The following is a 15,677-nucleotide window of genomic DNA, read 5'->3' as shown; positions in this document are numbered from 1 at the left end:
CCTATGATGTGAGCAGATTGGCAAGATCGTGTTGCTCGATTTTCTCAGGCGTATTCGCCCAAGGTTCGCCCTGGATCAGCTGAACGATGTCGCGGAAGACTGCTGTAAAGGCTTGCCTGCCCGTCTCATCCGTGAACCGCGCCGCCTCTTCCGCCGTCAACAAGGGTTTGACGTCGGCCAGAAAGTCGGAGCGCTCCAGTTTTTCAAACATGCGCTGCTCGGCCTGTGCGCGTGAAATCGCCTGACCGGACAGATCGAGGTACTTGCCGAAAAGCTCGACAATTCGCTTCTCATTAAGTTTCTCGAAGATGTCGAGCGAATGCGAAAGGTCAATGAGGTCACGCCCCTTGTTGCGCTGAAGCAGCGCGCGCAGCTTGGTCGAGAGGAGTTCCTCGTTGGAAAAGGTCGGAATCTCCGTCTCGCCGGAGAACCACGGGTTGTCGACCTTGAAGGGAGCCGTGATGGCCGGGTCATAAGCCTCACGCTCGCGCGTGTTGATCTCTACCTTCAGGCGGATGAGGCCTGATCCGTCTTCGGCCTCGGTCCTGAAGCGAAACTTGGGTGCCACTTCGCTCTGATCGAAGCGCGGAGTGCCGAGCCAAGGCGTAAGGGTATCACGGACGCGATCGAGGATCGGGCCGATCGCGCCCGCCGTGGTCCGCACAAGGTCGATATCCTCCGAATACCGCAGAGGCTTTGGGAAGTGCAGTTTGTTGAGCGCTGTTCCGCCACGGAAGCGAAGCTCTTTGCGCAGGAATGGGTCGTTGAAGAGCTCGACCAGCGCCCGTGCGATGATGAGGTCCTGCTCGACTTGCCGCTGCTCCGCCCACGGTGTATGCTTTGACCATGCGATGATGTTCTGAGCGGGGATCATTCATCGATCTCCGGATAACGCTGCACAATCACGCGCCAGCGCTCGTTGCGCTCGACAGGCGAGAGTTGCGCCTTCTCATCCTTTCGACGCTCCGGTTCGAGCGTGACCCACGGCATTGCCTCTTTTTCAAAGAGCTGGTTACGAAGCGCATTGGCGCGCTCGGCATGACCGAGACGATCAAGCAGATAGCCGACCCGCTGGCCGCAAGCGCGCTCGAAATGCGCCGACAATGCCGCCAGCTTTTGACCATCAATGCTTTCCGCAAGATCCGTCATGACGGTCGCCACGGCATCGATGCCGCCTGCCACGTGCATGTAACGGAAGAGGTCAAGCGCCGTTAGTTCGGGCCCTGAAATCTTCATGCTGCCCGTATCCGTCTTTCGATCGACGATACCCTCGCGGACGCTTTCCAGGTCTTTGCGGAAATAGAACGTAACCCAAGAGCGCCCCGCCCGGATCTTGCGGAGTTGCTTGTCAGTCACGACTTGGAATTCCATGACCGCATGATGCGTAGCGCCGTGCAGCTCAGCGGCCTTGAGCAGTCCGACATAGTAGGGACGCTCCTCGTGCCGCATCAGCGCGTCGATGTACCAAGGGGGTGGTGGTGCCTCCCAGCTCATGAATTGCGGCGGGACAGCCACGTAGAAACCATGCCGGGGGTTGAACAGCATGTGGCGTTTCTGGAGCCGCGCGGCGGCTTTGAGGAAGGCAGCCTCCGTGATGCCGAGGGCCGCGATGGCTTCCGCGCGCGTGAATGTAATGCGCCCCTCCGACTGGAGAGTCGTGACGAAGTTAGGGAGACTGGAACCGGCTTGTAGCATCATATCCAAAAATGGGCTATAAATGTCCATTTTTCAATATGGCGCATCCAGCAGCAAAGCGACATATGCAAATTTCGACCCAAAACGTCTATTCTTTAATATGATTCAACTAGTTAGGATCCCCGCCATGACTGCCGATCCCTTCACGCACCGAATTGCCTTCGGCGTCATGCTCTATGACGGCGCTGATCTCTCGCCTTTTGGCGATAAGCTGCCCGCCTTGCCCTTGTCCTCTTTATGGGGCTGAGCGGCATGGGCCAACCCACAAGATCATCCCGTACGAGAAGCGGCTCGCCAATCGAGTCCGCTTTGGGATGGACCTATCTATCGCGAGAGGCGCTCGCTCGCGCCAAGGCGCAGATGGATGAAGAGTCCATGGGTGTGCGCGATGAGATCGGCTTCCTGACGATCCATCAGCGTTATGCCGATCGCTTTTTTCCCGGCACATCGGTGCTGCATACTCGCGCCCGCTATGCCGTCATCGTGCCCTGGCTCTTCGAGGATCTGGCGGGACTGACGGGCCCGGCGGCCGTGCGTGCTTTGCGCGAACGCGAACGGGAGCTCGCTGGCCGTCTCAAAGATGCGGGCGAAAGCCAGGTGATTGGCGGCCGTGTCTTTCCCAAACCATCAAGCCAGCCGCCATCAACAGTGTATTGGAATGCGCTGGCGGTCTGGGGAATATTGCGTCCACGTCCGGATGGACGAACGATTTCGCGGGCACAAGCACATCGATTGCTGAAGAGCGCGGGAGCGGCGACTGATGACGATGGACAGCCGCTCCTCAATTTCGACCCGCCGTTCGCGCCGCTTCCCAACCGGCCGGATAGTTGGCAGAGCGGCCCCCTTACCCTTCAGCTAGCGACCGCGGAAGCGATATTTCTTCGCGAGCGGCTCGCTCAATTGCGGCGGAATGGCGGGCACGAGCTGTCTCTCCTTGCCCGGCTGGTCCGGAGCGAGGTTGCGGCACCACCGGCTATGTGGGCCGACGAGACTCGTGCAATCGCCGGTCCTGACCAAGCACCGCTTGTTCGGGCGCGACAGGCCGCAAGTCTCGCCGGTGTGGGCCGCGCCGTCTACGACGCGCTTCTCGAACATATGGTCGAGGCCGACGACAAGCGGGAAATTTCAAGCCGACATCGCAACCACTTAATCAATGTTGTCGAAGAATACGGTTCCATCGCAGCCAAACTCGACGTCGACGCGCTCGAGGCGGATATTGGCGCAGTGCCATCCAAATTACGCGCGGTCCTGACCGCCACAAAGGAGTGGATCGCGTCCAAATCGGAAAGTCCCGGCTCGCTCTTCGATGTATATGCTGCAGCCGAAGCTCGCAAAGGGCCTCGCGCTCGGCTTGCGAAGACGCCCAACGGTCGCGCGCGGCGCCTCGAATGGTCGAGCGACGAACACGGTCTCGCAGGACCTCTCCACTATCGATGGGAGCAGGTAAGCACGCTCCTCAATGATCTGGCTGACGCCGAATGAGCGGAACGGTCGATAGCTGGCCGGCGCTCTCGTTTCTCGAAGGCTTGCGCCCGGCTCCCGATGAGAACGTCGAGCTGGCGTTGTTGGCATCCTATTCGGCAGACCTGGGATCGATCGGTGCGACCTTGCTCGCCCTGGCGGGGAAGGACACCGACGCGGGCCGGGGCAGCCCGTCCGATTTCGCCGACGCGGTTGAGCGGCTGCGGGGGAAGGTGCGCATTATCATCCAGCGCGGCCGCCTCGCGAAGATGCGCAAGACACCGCGTATCGCTGCAGTGCTGGATCAGTTCGTACGCGAAGTCGATTTCGATGAGGCGACGCATAGTTGGCACCCCAAGGTCGCGCTGGTCCGAACGCGCGGCGCAGATGGCGAAATCGGTTGGCGGCTCTGGATTGGGAGCCGAAATCTAACCGAATGCGTGAATCGTGACATCGGACTTTTGCTTGTCTCCGGCGGGAAAGGTGGCGCTCCGATCCCCGGTACTGACGACCTAGCACGCGCGTTGGCCGACAGGGCCGCACTCAAGGGCCTGCGCTCGACCTCCCTTGCGGCCATCATTGCGAAAGTGGCTTGGCGGCCTCCGGCGGGCGTGCGCGTCGAGCGGATTCTCTGGTCGTCCGGATTGGGCGGCCAGCCCATTCCTGTTCCGCCGGTAGGAACGGACGAAGTTGTGGTGGTGAGCCCCTTCGTCGACAAGAAATTCCTTGCGCGACAGGCTCCGCAGACGACGAAGCCAACGCGACGGGTGCTGCTGACAACAATGCGCGAGATCGAGCGGATTGGTCCGTCTTTGGCGGTGTTCGACGATCTGCTAGCGCTGGATGCACCCGACTATCCAATCGGCGATCCCGCGCCTGAACCGCAGAGCGCTGCGTCGGCTCCTGACAGCGGCGCGCCCAATGACGAGGAAGAAGAGGTGGGCCGCGGACTTCATGCGAAGTTGTTGTTTATGCGATCGGGGCAGAAGCGTCGGCTCTGGCTTGGAAGCGCGAATGCAACTATGCGCGCCTGGACCGGGCGCAATGCTGAGGCGACGGCCGAACTGCTGGTGACCGAACCGGTTGAGAAAGGGCTGAGAGCGCTTCTCGGTTCGGCCCGGCTGGTTGAGGCGCCCGGCATCGAACATTCGCCGGATGCGGCGGCCCTAGAAGAGGAAGCGCTCGAACGGGCGCGTGCCCAGGTCGCGGCGCGATGGGCGGCGCAGCTCAGCATCGACGATGCGGGAGCGCGGCTCACCCATCGTTCCAGTCTCCATCCTGGCGGCCCCCATTCCGATGAGTTGGACATCGTGCTGGAGGTGGGCGCGCTTCACGGCGAGCTCATGGTCTGGCCCGCGCAACAAGTCGTGGTGGAGCTGGGGCCCGTCGCTCCCGCCGAGCGAAGCGAGTTCGTTCGCTTGCGCGTCAGCCGGGGGGGCAAAGGCCTGTCATGGCTTCAGCGCGCGCCAGCGGAGCCGCCTTTCGGAGAGGATCGCGACCGCGCAGCGTTCGTGCGCTTCCTCGGCGCAAGAGGATTCCTCATGTGGCTGGCCGGATTGTTAGCCGACGACGGGCGCGAGGGTGAAGGCGACTGGACGAATGACGAGCCGCAGCAACGAGCAGGCACGGTAACGAATCCCGCGCTCGATTCCTCACTGCCCACGCTCGAAGAAATGTTGGCGGCATGGGCGCGCGATCCGGACAAGTTCCTGGAGATCGAGCGGCGGGTCTCTCAATATCTGCCAGCCGTGCTTGAGCAGGCCAAACAGGAGGAGCCGCAAACCGCGGAAATGCTGGAGCGCTTTGATGATCTGTGGTGCAAGCTCCGGAGCGGGCTCGGCGTCGCCAAGATCAAGGAACAGCGTCGGTGAGCGCGCCCAAACCATTCCAGAAAGCCGCCGTCGATGCGGCGTTTGCGATCTTCGCGGCCCCCGGAGGCCGTCGGCGCTTTCTGGTTGCCGATGAGGTCGGTCTCGGAAAAACGGTCGTGGCGAAGGAGCTGGCTCGCCGAATGTCCGATGATGGCCGCCGCTCCTTCGTCATCTACTATATCGCCAATGGTCACGCGGTTTCGCACCAGAACAAGGGTCGGGTTGTCGGCTTTCTTGGTGATACACAGCGCAAGGCCGCAACCGCCACACCGGATCGGCTTTCGCTGATTGCGGTTGCAAAGCGGCCGGACAATCCGGTTCTCATTTACGCGTTGACCCCGGCAACGTCCTTTCCGGGCGCACGAGCACGCCTGACCGGAGGACGCAAGGAAGAGCGTGCATTCCTTAAGGTCTTGCTCGAGCAAGCATACCCCGCTTTCGCCCGCGACCTTGATCCCGGCATATTGCGGCTGAGCGCACGTGGGTCATGGGATTGGGCCGTCGCGGACGCGGAGACGAAATTCGCTGCCTCGCCACCTCATCTGCGACAGCAGTTCCGCGACGCGCTAGCGGCGGAATTTGGGGAGCCGGTACGTGCGATGCTCGACCTGGCCCTGCGCGGCGACGCCGAGCGGAAAATCAAAGCTGTCAAGCCCACAACTTTCGTTGGCCGCCTTCGGCGTGCGCTGGCGCTGGCGACGCTGCGCCAGCAACCGCCCGATCTCGTTATCCTCGACGAGTTTCAGCGTTACCGGCAGCTTCTGGACGAGAAAGACGCTGATCCGCTTCTCAAGGCGCTCCTTGATCCCGAAGGCTCGACCACCCCGCCGGCCATCCTGCTGCTCAGCGCAACGCCTTATCCGCATCTGACCACTCGGTGGGAGGAAGCACGCGGCGCGCTCGCTCACGCCGAACTTCTAAAACTGATCGATTTCCTTGGAGGTCCTTATGTGCGAGACCGTGCGAGGAAGCTCTTCTCGGATTTCGGCGACAAGCTACGTGACATTGCGGTGCATGCCGATGCGAGCCATCCGGAACTGAGGAATGAGGTGGCCGAAGCTGGCCGGCTCAGAGACGAGCTACGCAAGCTGCTGACGCCCGTGATGTCGCGCACCGAACGAGACAGCGTGGCCTCAATAGATCCGCTGGCAGGAACTCAGTTCCTCCATGCCGATCCGTCGCCCGAGGACTTTCAGGTGTACCGCCATTTGGCCGACAGTTTCGCCGAACGGGTTCGCTATGAAGCGCTGCCGTACTGGTCGTCGGTTCCGCTGCCGGCCCAATCTCTCGGTCCCCGTTACGCGGCCTGGAAGGGCGCCAACATTAGGGCTGCGCCGAAGCTCATCAGGATGACGCGCGAGCGCCGCAACAAGCTCGATGCGCCAGCCGCGTGGCCTGACGCAAAGCTTCGCGCTCTGAGCAGCGTAGCTCCGCCCGAACTGCTGTCGTTGCCGTGGGTTGCCCCTTCGCTTCCCTGGTGGCCGCTCGGCGGAGACTGGAAAAAGGTGGCCGCCGAGCCCAAGCTCCTGATGTTCAGCCGCTTCCGCGCAACGCCGCCCAGTGTCGCCGCACTGCTCAGCTTTGGCGTCGAGGCCCACTGCCTCCCCCGAAAACATGGCGGCTATGAAAAGGCCTACAGGCGCCGGCGCTTCAAGCTGGCCGCCGTTCCCGGACCCGTGATGGCGGCCTTCCATCCTTCGCCATGGCTGATCCGTAACACTGACCCGCTCGCGAAAGCCGGGGCGACGCTCGGCGCCGTCCGTAAAGAGGTGCGTCGGCAGATTCTCGCCGCATTGCCAAAGGGGATCGTTGAACGAGACACCGTCAAAGCCCGGCGAAGGCACAGATCGATTGCACGGATCTTGGCCTCGATTGAACGCTTCGCCGATGTCGCGGAGCTATCTGCCTCAGCGTGGAGCAGCGCAATCGGCGACGATCGTGCTGCGCAGACCGCTGTCCAGAAATGGCGGCAGGCGCAGCCGGTCGACCGGCTCTCTCCAGCCGAGCTTTCGGACCTCGTGGACTATGCAATCGGAGCGCCGGGCGTCGCACTGGGCCGGGCCCTGCTGCGCCACGACCCGACAATGCTCGATCCCACACGCTATTCCGAACTGGTGCAACTGAGTTGGCAGGGGCTTCGCGCCTATCTCGACAATCCGGTTATCCTGTCATCGTTGCCGGGAAAGAGTGCCGTCGACCAGGTCATGGGTGCGGTCGTCGATGGCGGTTTCGAAAGCATTCTCGATGAACACTTTTGGCTCCGCTCGCAGAATCTGCAAGAGGGTGCGGCTGGGCTCGCCAAGGACTTGCAAACATCTCTCGGACTTCGCGCCGGCGGCTTCAGCTTCCATAATATCGGAGGACAGCCGCATAAGATTCCAGTGCGCTGCCATGTTGCCGTGCCCTTTGGAGATGCCGAAACCGAGCCGGTTGTCAAAGTGGATGGCGGAGTGGCGCAAGCCACCCCGGTCCGCCCGGACGAAGTGCGCCGAAGCTTCAACACACCCTTTTGGCCGCATGTCCTTGCGACGACGTCAGTTGGGCAGGAAGGGCTGGATTTTCACACATGGTGCTCGCATGTCGTTCATTGGGATCTCTCTTCCAACCCGCTCGACCTCGAACAACGTGAAGGTCGCGTCCAGCGCTACGCGGGCTTGTCGGTCAGGCGAAGGCTGTCCGCGGAATTGCGCGATGAAGTATTGAAAGATCCCGCCCTGGCCGACGGCTCACCGTGGCGTTGCGTACAAAGACATGCGGAGCGTTTTGTCGATGCCAGCGGTCTTCGTCCTTGGTGGGTGCTCGACGGAGCCGAAATCCGCCGCCATGTCTTCGAGCGTCCCTTTGGGCGAGACATTGCGCGGTTCGCACAACTTCGAGAACAGCGCATGATCTATCGGCTAGCCCTTGGACAGCCCAATCAGGAGGATTTCATCGACCTGTTGTCTCGTGGGGGCGAGGCGACCCGTACCCTGCTACAGCCACTCATTCTTGATTTATCCGCAATGGGTCTCCGAACGAAGGCAATCCATGCCTCCGGCATGAATGGTCAGAGCCCGATATCGATCGCCCGTCCTCGGGTCAGGGGTGACGAAGATACTTCTGCGCGGCCCCCGCCGAACGAGGAGACGACCGTCCATCGAGCGATGCCCGGTCAGACATTTTGATGCTCCCCGCGCGGCGATCGCGAGCTGCCTATTGCTCTCTTAAATCGCTCATCGATTAGCTCGACATGTTGGTTTCAAGGAGCGCCAGTAGTGAGCGCACCACTACTAACCGTCGACGTCCGATCGTTGTCGTGACGATACGCCCAGCACCTATCAACTCGTAAAGCTTCGTGCGTCCCAGGCCCGTCACTTCGCATGCATCGTCAATAGTGCAGGTGAGCCGCTGAGCGAATGGCAAAACGCTCAGTTCTGCGGCTTTCGGAGGAGATAGACTGACTTGTGACTGTTGTCCGCCAGTTTTCTCTCGTCGATTGTCTCTCACGTGGCCCTCCTATCCGCACAAAGCTCGACAGGACGAGAGTTGAGTGTGCGACGAGCAAGGTCAATGCGAACATCCGAGGGCGCTGGCGTACGACAGCGCACGTCAGCGGCGGTTTGAATGTTTCTGGACACCAAGGGCGACGGAGAAATTTTTGCGAATGCGCCAGCCACCGTGAGGCATCGCGCCGAGGCTGGTCTGCCAATATCGGGAGCAAATTCCGCAAACGTTCGCCGCTGTTCACCAGCGTCTTATTCAACCATTATTCAACGAACGCGGCTGGTGGCTAGCTAAGTGCCTGAGTTTGCTGGCGCTCCCTAGGGGAATCGAACCCCTGTTTCAGCCTTGAGAGGGTAAAGCCGACCCGCTTGATGATCATCGTGAGGAGAGTCCCGCGATGGAGACCTTACGGATGTCAAGCCCGGGCGCTTGAGTCCGCCTTCCTCTGCACCGCACCAGTTGCGCACCAGAAACGGCCTCACTGAAACGCAACGAACGCAAACGAATCCAACCGGAAACCCAATTAACAAGGGCGATCGATGTCTTGCCGCTCATAACGGTCAGCTTGCAGGTTCGAACTCAAAGAATCAACGCTATCGAATTGCCCAGATCCCAAGATAGGCGCGCCATGTACGGCACTTACTCGCCGATGCAGAGAGCCGCACGCCCGAGCGCTCCTTTTACTACGCTAGGCAAGCCAAATTCCGCCGATGACGGAAATAGATCTCACAAGCCGGAAGCTATCAACGTAGATAGAATAAGTAGCGATTGAGATCTGGCCCAATGAACACTGCATTCCTTTTGATGGCGCAGTACGGAGGTAAGGCCATCATCCCGATTGAAGACGTGTGTCGGGATTACTTCTCACACCTCAATCCCACCAAGCTGGTGCAGAAGATCAGCGCAGGTGAAATAGCAATCCCTCTGGTGCGAATGGAAGCAAGCCAGAAATGCGCTAAGGGAATCCACCTTCTGGATCTGGCCAAATACCTTGATGCGAGAACCGAGGCCGCCAGAAAGGAAATGGCAGCCCTGACGGCCTAGCGGCCCCCCGCCTCGCCCTTTTTTGGGCGCCCTCAGGCTCGTTGCCTGAAACTGGCTAGACTAACCGCCCTCGCCCACGCGCAGAGCAAAGCTCCGAGCAGAATGATCGCTGCAGAACGTTGCACGCGGACGCCGCAGCGCATATCGCCAAGCCGCGGCGCGCGGCTACGCCGTGCTACGCTATAGCCGGAGGACAGACGCTGAGGCGCGACAATGCTCGCTCGTCGAGCTCCGAACCAGCGGCAGTACTACATTTGGTACGACATGATCGATCGAGGAGCGGCTTAAGTGCTGGCGCTGCTTGGCTTTTTGCGATGTCCCGGTCCAATCCATCATGGGGGCCGTGGTGAATTTTCGATCTAACTCATTCATCTTGCTAAGATATTTCGGCTTCAATCGCTCCTTTATGCTATTGGACCGATTGAGATATTTGGTTTTAACAAGCTTCCCCTGTTGGGCTCTTCTAGGACCATATATGCATGAAGTGGAAGCGAAAATCGCTTCTTCGGATCTCAGTGCACACGTCAGGCACGCGAGAGCAAAGGGGTGCACGGGCACCCGCATGACGTGCATCAGCGATTTTCGAGGCATCCAGATTGGGCAATGGGCATCAGTTCATACCCATTCAGCGATGTGAGTATAAATCGCAGCTATTGCCGGGTGGAGAACTTTCGATGCAAGAAACCAACGTCGATCACGCCCGCCTTGCCCGGCTTGATCTCAACTTGCTCGTGGCGTTAGACGCCATCCGGACCGCCGGAAGCGTGACCAAGGCCGCCGCCCGGCTCCAGATCAATCAGTCCTCGCTTAGCCACCAACTCGGCCGCCTGCGCGAGCTATTCGGCGATGAGTTGTTCGTCCGAAGCGGTTCGGGGATGAATCCAACGCCACGCGGCGCATCCATTGCCAACGTCGCGTCGGAAATCTTGCGACGCGTCGACGGCATGTTGCTGACCGAAGTGGAGTTCTCACCTGCCTCTTCCAACCGAGTCTTCAGGCTCGGCATTCCCGATTATCTCGAGAGTGTCCTCGTTCCGCCACTGGCCCGATTCTGTCAGACCGCCGCACCGAACGCCCGCCTGGAACTGCACTCTCTCGAGCATCATCGTGCCATTGACATGCTGGACAACGGCGAAATCGACGCCGCTGTCGGTAGCGTTTCCGAAGGAGGCCTCCTCCACAAGCGAAAGGTTCTGTTCGACGACCACTACGTTTGCTTGCACGGTTCGTGGCTTTTGGGGGACGCGTCGTCGATCACTCCAGAGACCTATTTCCAGCTCCCTCATGTCGCCGTGGAGCTGAAGGAAAACGCCTGCAAACTCGTCGATGAAGCGCTCGAGCACAACAAGCTGCGCCGCAAAGTGGCAGTATCGACGCCCCACGCGCACGCCATTCCAAAGCTGATCGCCTCGTTTTCCGCGATCGCGACGGTACCGAGGATGTTCGCCGAGGATGCCGCAAAAGTTCACGGCCTCGCAGTCAGCCCTCTCCCCTTCCATGTGGCACCATTCCAAATCTCTCTGGTTTGGCACGCGTCCAGTCATGCAGACCCCCAGTACGGCATGGAGGTTTTGATGGGACCCAGGCGGGGGCACGGATGTTTCTCGGCTTTGCGTTGGATTGCCTGAAACGTTGTCCAATCGGTTGGCCAAAATGCCAACGCTACTTTCAGATGCGGGAGATATCCGAAACTCAGAAAACGGCCGATACTACTTACGGCCAGCCCTGCAATCGCCCCGCCAGCTTGTCGGGGGAGCGCCGCGCGCCCGAGGCATCGGACCTTGGATGTGGGCCACGTAGGTCCAATTGAAGTCGCGGACCAACGTGACCTCGCGGGGAGCGCGCACCCATACCGCGCTATCGATCACCTGAAGATCGGCTAATCTGTCGACGACACGAGCTGGACCCTGTCGAAGGATCCTCGGCCGACTAGAGAGCAGCATCATCCCCGATGGCGCGGGCCGATTCCAGCGCGGCGATCTGCTCCGGGGAAACGCCCCAATCCGCGAGCGCCTGTCTTGTATCGCGCCCCGGCGTTGGCGGCGGCGTGTGAAGCGCAGACGGTGTTCGGGAAAACCGCGGCGCAGGGCTTGGGTGCCGTACCCCGTCGAACATCGTGTAGGCGCTTCGCGCCTGCATCTGCGGATGCAAGGGTGCCTCGTCGATGGTCAGGACCGGCGCGAGGCAGGCATCGCGTCCCATCGCGGCCGCAACCCATTCGTCGCGCGTTCGCCGAGCGAAGGTATCCGCAAAGCGCTGCCGCATCTGCGGCCAGGATGCGCGGTCGTTCTGGTCCGGAAGTTCCCCTGCCCTGAGCTCCATCACGCCCAACAGGTTGGCATAGAAATGCGGTTCGATCGCGCCGACGGCGATGAACCTGCCGTCCCTGGTTGCGTAGCTGCCATAGAAGGGTGCGCCGCCGTCGACGATGTTGTCGGCCCTCCGCTCAGTCCAGCTTCCCAGCTGTCGGAATGCCTGGAACGCCGACATCAGATGCGTCACGCCGTCGATCATGGCGACATCGATTGTCTGCCCGTTGCCCGACCGCCGCGCCTCCATGACTGCTGCGAGCAGGCCGACGACTAGATACAGCGCCCCACCGCCGAGGTCCGCGACCAGATTGAGCGGTGGTGACGGCGGCCGGTCCGCATCACCCAGGCAATGCAGCGCTCCGGTGAGCGCAAGATAGTTGATATCGTGCCCGGCCTCCTGCGCCATCGGTCCTGCCTGTCCCCACCCCGTCATGCGTGCATAGACCAGCCGCGGATTGGCGGCTTGGCAGATCTCCGGTCCAAGTCCAAGTCGCTCCATCACCGACGGACGAAAGCCTTCGATCAACGCATCCGCCCGCGCCACCAGTTGGAGCGCAGTCGCGACCGCCTCGGGCTGCTTGAGATCGAGTGCCACGGAGCGCTTGTTACGATTGTAGAAGTCGAACTGCGCGGGTAGCTCCGGTGCGACGCCGGGCTTCGCGATGCGATCGATACGCATCACATCCGCCCCGAGATCTCCGAGGAGCGCACCGGCAAAGGGAGCCGGGCCAATTCCGCCCATTTCGACGACGCGAAAGCCTTGCAGCGGTCCGGTCAAACCAACACCTCCCTGTCTCGACGCTCTCAGCGATGGAAACGCACGACGTCGTCGATCGGGGCCCGTTCGACGCGCGCGGCATTAGCCTTGACGTCAACATCCTCGTAACCAAACGAGATACCGAACAGCAGCCTTTGATGGCCGGGAATTCCGAGCTGTTCACGGACGATATCCGGAAACAAGCCGAGCGCGCCCTGCGCGCAGGAGGCGATGCCGCGGGCGATGAACGCAAGCATCAGGGTTTGCGCGTACATGCCGATATCCGCCGCCTCGCGCGTATCGAACGGCTCGGGCATGAAGATGAAGACGGCGTGGGGCGCATCGAAGAACGCGTGGTTGCGAACATAGGCCAGCTTGCGCCCGACCGTATCGCTTCGCGCCACGCCCATCGCGCCATAGAGCGCCTGCGCGGCACCGACCTGACGTTCGCGATGGATTCCGGAGAACTTGCCGTCGGCCGGCCAATCCGGCTTGATCGGCTCGTCGCGCATCCCTGCCGCAACCAGCGCGTCACGAAGCCGCTTGAGCCGACCTCCCGAAACCACGTGCGGAACCCATGGTTGCACATTGCAGTTCGACGGAGACCACTGCGCCAGTGCAAACACCTCGCGAAGCGTCGCGTCAGGCACCTCGCGGGACAAGAAGCCGCGCACCGAACGGCGCCGGCGGATCGCTTCATCGACACTCATCGACGGTCGTTCCAGCATGCTCATGTTTCATTCTCAATCAGGGCCATTCCCCGCGTCGCATAGGCACGGGCGAGCCGGCGCCCCACATTCGCGGCATCAGGCAGCGTGTTGTTGCCGAGATCGCCGCGCGCCGCGACGCCGGCACTGCCGACCGCACCGCGGAACATCGCGAACACCTGATGAAAGGCCGTCAGGCGCTCGGTCGTTTCGGCCCGATCGTAGTAGTGGTCGAGATAGGACTGCTCGCCCGGTATCCCCATCTCTTGGAGCGGCAGACCGAGCAAGCCCCCGTTCTCGTCCGGTGCCATGCGCCACGCCTGGGTATTGAACGCCAGATCGACGAGCGGATGGCCGAGTGTCGACAACTCCCAATCGAGCACACCGATCACGCGCGGTTCAGTCGGATGAAACACCAGATTGGCCATCCGGAAATCACCATGACAAAGCGCTAGGCTGTCGCTTTCGGGCACGCGTTCCGACAGCCAGCGCACCATCCGGTCGAGCGACGGATTGTCGTCGTCACCGCAGCGGTACTCGGCCCACAATTTTGACCAGCGGTTGAGCTGGCGGGCGAAATAATTTCCGGGCTTGCCGAAATCGCCGAGCCCGGCCGCGCGGAAGTCGAGCCGGTGCAACGCGGCCAGCGTTTCAGCCATCGAACGATAGCAGGCCGCACGTGCCTCCGGCGCAAGCCCTGGTAACGCGTAGTCGTACATGACGCGCCCCCTTAGCCACTCCATCAGATAGAACGGCGTGCCCAGTACATCCCGATCCTCGCAGTACCGGAACGGTCGCGGCATTGGGACGACGCTCTGCTGCAAAGCCGTGAGCACGCGATACTCGCGATCGATGGCGTGAGCCGACGGCATCAGCACGTTGTTCGGCTGCTTGCGCAGCACCGCATGCCAATCGCCACGAGTCACGAAATAGGTGGGATTCGACATCCCGCCACTGGTCCGCGTCACGCTGGCTTCGGCGCTTCCGCCGAGCCAGTCCCTCAGATACGCGTCGAGCCGACGAAGGTCGAAATCCACGTCGCCGTCGCTCGCCTGCCCGCTCATCGCGATCAGCTCGCGCTCTTGCCGCTGAAGCCGAACAGATACTGCGCCACGCGGCGCATCTGCACCTCCTCGGTTCCCTCCGTGATGCGGTAGCGGCGGTGATGGCGATAGATGTGCTCGAACGGCATGGCGCGGCTGTAGCCCATGCCGCCATGCACCTGCATCGCGCGGTCAGCGGCCTCGCAGCACAGCCGGTTGGCACGGAAGTTACAGATCGAAACCATGTCGCTGATCGTCAACGGGTTCTGGCGGTCCATCTGCCACGCGGTGCGGAAGATGAAGTTGCGGAGCAACTGATAATCGGCCCAAAGCTCGACCAGCGGAAACTGCACGGCCTGCTTCTTCGCCAGCGGCTCGCCGAACGCGACGCGTGATCTTGCGTACTTGACGGCCTCCTGGATGCAATAGCGCGCGGCGCCGGCGCTGGCCGCGGCCTGGCGGATGCGGTTCTCATGCACAAAGCGTTGCGCCACCACGAGACCCTCTCCCTCCCGGTGCAGGATCGCGCTGTCGGGCACGCGCACATTGACGAGCTCTGTCTCCGCGTGATCGCTCGGCATGTTGAAGGTCCAGTGATTGTAGAGCACGTTGTGGCCGGGCGTATTGGTCGGCACCACGAAGGCGGTGATGCCCTTGGCTTCGCCCGGCTTGCCCGAGGTGCGCGCGAACACCAGGTTGGCATGCGCACGCGCAACCTGACTGTTCCAGCGCTTGCGGCCGTTGATCACCCAGTGATTGCCGTCGCGCACGCCTGTGGTCTCGAGCCAGGTGGCGTCGCTGCCGTGGCCGGGCTCAGTCAGACCGAAGGAGAGATGCTTCTTCCCCGTGATGATGCCTTCGATATAGGTCTTCTGCTCCTCGGTCCCGTAGTCGGCCAAGGCAGGAATGATCGGGAAATTGCCGACGATCGACGACTCGTCCTGCAAATCGTTGTGCAGACCGAGGCCCTTGGCCGCGAGATGTTCGCGGATCGCGGCGATCGCGAGATTCGAAGCGCCCTGCCCGCCGCATGATTTCGGCAGGCCGTAGCGCAGATGTCCGGCCTTGTCAGCGCGGCGCTCCATCTCGCTGATCAGTGCTCGCCATTCATCGCAGGGACGGCCGTCATTGTCCCAGTCGGTGCGGGCGTTCTCGCGGCGGTGATCGAAGAACTTGATGTTGTCGCGTTCGAGCGGCTTGATTTCCGCTTCGATGAACGCGTCGAGCTCAGCCAGCTTGTCAGTGATCGCCTTCGGGAGTTCGAAATCCACGGCGTCTCTCCTGTGTCTGCTATTCTTGTTGGG

General features: G+C 61.5%; 12 protein-coding genes. 5 read left to right on the top strand and 7 right to left on the bottom strand.

Features of this window, described 5'->3' with window-relative positions:
* Position 1 precedes the first annotated feature (1 nt).
* The gene (locus JQ604_RS07910; protein WP_212355071.1) at positions 2-874 is read right to left on the bottom strand and encodes a nucleotidyl transferase AbiEii/AbiGii toxin family protein; all 873 of its coding nucleotides are present in this window, start codon (positions 872-874) and stop codon (positions 2-4) included.
* Positions 871-1,725 carry a type IV toxin-antitoxin system AbiEi family antitoxin domain-containing protein gene (locus JQ604_RS07905; RefSeq protein ID WP_249158105.1) on the bottom strand — a complete coding sequence of 285 codons (855 nt, stop codon included), beginning with the start codon at positions 1,723-1,725 and terminating at the stop codon, positions 871-873. The genes JQ604_RS07910 and JQ604_RS07905 overlap by 4 nt, the downstream gene beginning before the upstream one ends.
* 279 nt (positions 1,726-2,004) lie before the next feature.
* Between JQ604_RS07905 and JQ604_RS07895 the strand changes: the two genes are divergently transcribed.
* The 3 genes from JQ604_RS07895 to JQ604_RS42000 are packed head-to-tail and all read left to right on the top strand — an operon-like array spanning position 2,005 to position 8,191.
* Positions 2,005-3,177 carry a DUF6361 family protein gene (locus JQ604_RS07895; protein WP_249158104.1) on the top strand — a complete coding sequence of 391 codons (1,173 nt, stop codon included), beginning with the start codon at positions 2,005-2,007 and terminating at the stop codon, positions 3,175-3,177.
* On the top strand, positions 3,174-5,027 hold the full coding sequence (locus JQ604_RS07890; RefSeq protein ID WP_212355066.1) for a phospholipase D family protein: 1,854 nt from the start codon (positions 3,174-3,176) through the stop codon (positions 5,025-5,027). The genes JQ604_RS07895 and JQ604_RS07890 overlap by 4 nt, the downstream gene beginning before the upstream one ends.
* Positions 5,024-8,191 (top strand): helicase-related protein, encoded by a 3,168-nt coding sequence (locus JQ604_RS42000; protein WP_212355064.1) that lies wholly within the window; start codon positions 5,024-5,026, stop codon positions 8,189-8,191. The genes JQ604_RS07890 and JQ604_RS42000 overlap by 4 nt, the downstream gene beginning before the upstream one ends.
* 55 nt (positions 8,192-8,246) lie before the next feature.
* Here JQ604_RS42000 and JQ604_RS42115 read toward each other — a convergent pair whose 3' ends face one another.
* On the bottom strand, positions 8,247-8,513 hold the full coding sequence (locus JQ604_RS42115) for a helix-turn-helix domain-containing protein (protein ID WP_212355062.1): 267 nt from the start codon (positions 8,511-8,513) through the stop codon (positions 8,247-8,249).
* A gap of 780 nt (positions 8,514-9,293) precedes the next feature.
* Here JQ604_RS42115 and JQ604_RS07875 point away from each other — a divergent pair.
* Both JQ604_RS07875 and JQ604_RS07870 read left to right on the top strand, forming a co-directional pair.
* Positions 9,294-9,554, top strand: coding sequence for a pyocin activator PrtN family protein (locus JQ604_RS07875; RefSeq protein WP_212355060.1), 261 nt, complete (start codon positions 9,294-9,296; stop codon positions 9,552-9,554).
* Between the two features lie 674 nt (positions 9,555-10,228).
* Positions 10,229-11,182, top strand: a complete 954-nt coding sequence (locus JQ604_RS07870) for a LysR family transcriptional regulator (RefSeq protein ID WP_212355058.1) — start codon at positions 10,229-10,231, stop codon at positions 11,180-11,182.
* A 301-nt stretch (positions 11,183-11,483) separates the two neighbouring features.
* Here JQ604_RS07870 and JQ604_RS07865 read toward each other — a convergent pair whose 3' ends face one another.
* Genes JQ604_RS07865 through JQ604_RS07850 form a run of 4 tightly spaced genes read right to left on the bottom strand, consistent with a single transcriptional unit; the run spans position 11,484 to position 15,644 of the window.
* Entirely contained in the window at positions 11,484-12,644 is a 1,161-nt protein-coding gene (locus JQ604_RS07865; RefSeq protein ID WP_349631068.1) for a CaiB/BaiF CoA transferase family protein, read from the bottom strand.
* Between the two features lie 26 nt (positions 12,645-12,670).
* Positions 12,671-13,333 carry a nitroreductase gene (locus JQ604_RS07860; RefSeq protein WP_212355056.1) on the bottom strand — a complete coding sequence of 221 codons (663 nt, stop codon included), beginning with the start codon at positions 13,331-13,333 and terminating at the stop codon, positions 12,671-12,673.
* Positions 13,334-13,353: 20 nt separating this feature from the next.
* Positions 13,354-14,394: a phosphotransferase family protein gene (locus JQ604_RS07855; RefSeq protein ID WP_212355054.1), complete on the bottom strand. Its 1,041-nt coding sequence runs from the start codon at positions 14,392-14,394 to the stop codon at positions 13,354-13,356.
* Between the two features lie 5 nt (positions 14,395-14,399).
* Complete coding sequence (locus JQ604_RS07850; RefSeq protein ID WP_212355052.1) at positions 14,400-15,644, bottom strand: acyl-CoA dehydrogenase family protein; 1,245 nt, start codon at positions 15,642-15,644, stop codon at positions 14,400-14,402.
* Between the last annotated feature and the right edge of the window lie 33 nt (positions 15,645-15,677).

Origin of the sequence: Bradyrhizobium jicamae (assembly GCF_018130695.1) — a bacterium.
Classification (GTDB): Bacteria; Pseudomonadota; Alphaproteobacteria; order Rhizobiales; family Xanthobacteraceae; genus Bradyrhizobium; species Bradyrhizobium jicamae_B.
Note: the sequence above shows the minus strand (reverse complement) of the source record. Positions and strands in the feature narration are given on the sequence as shown.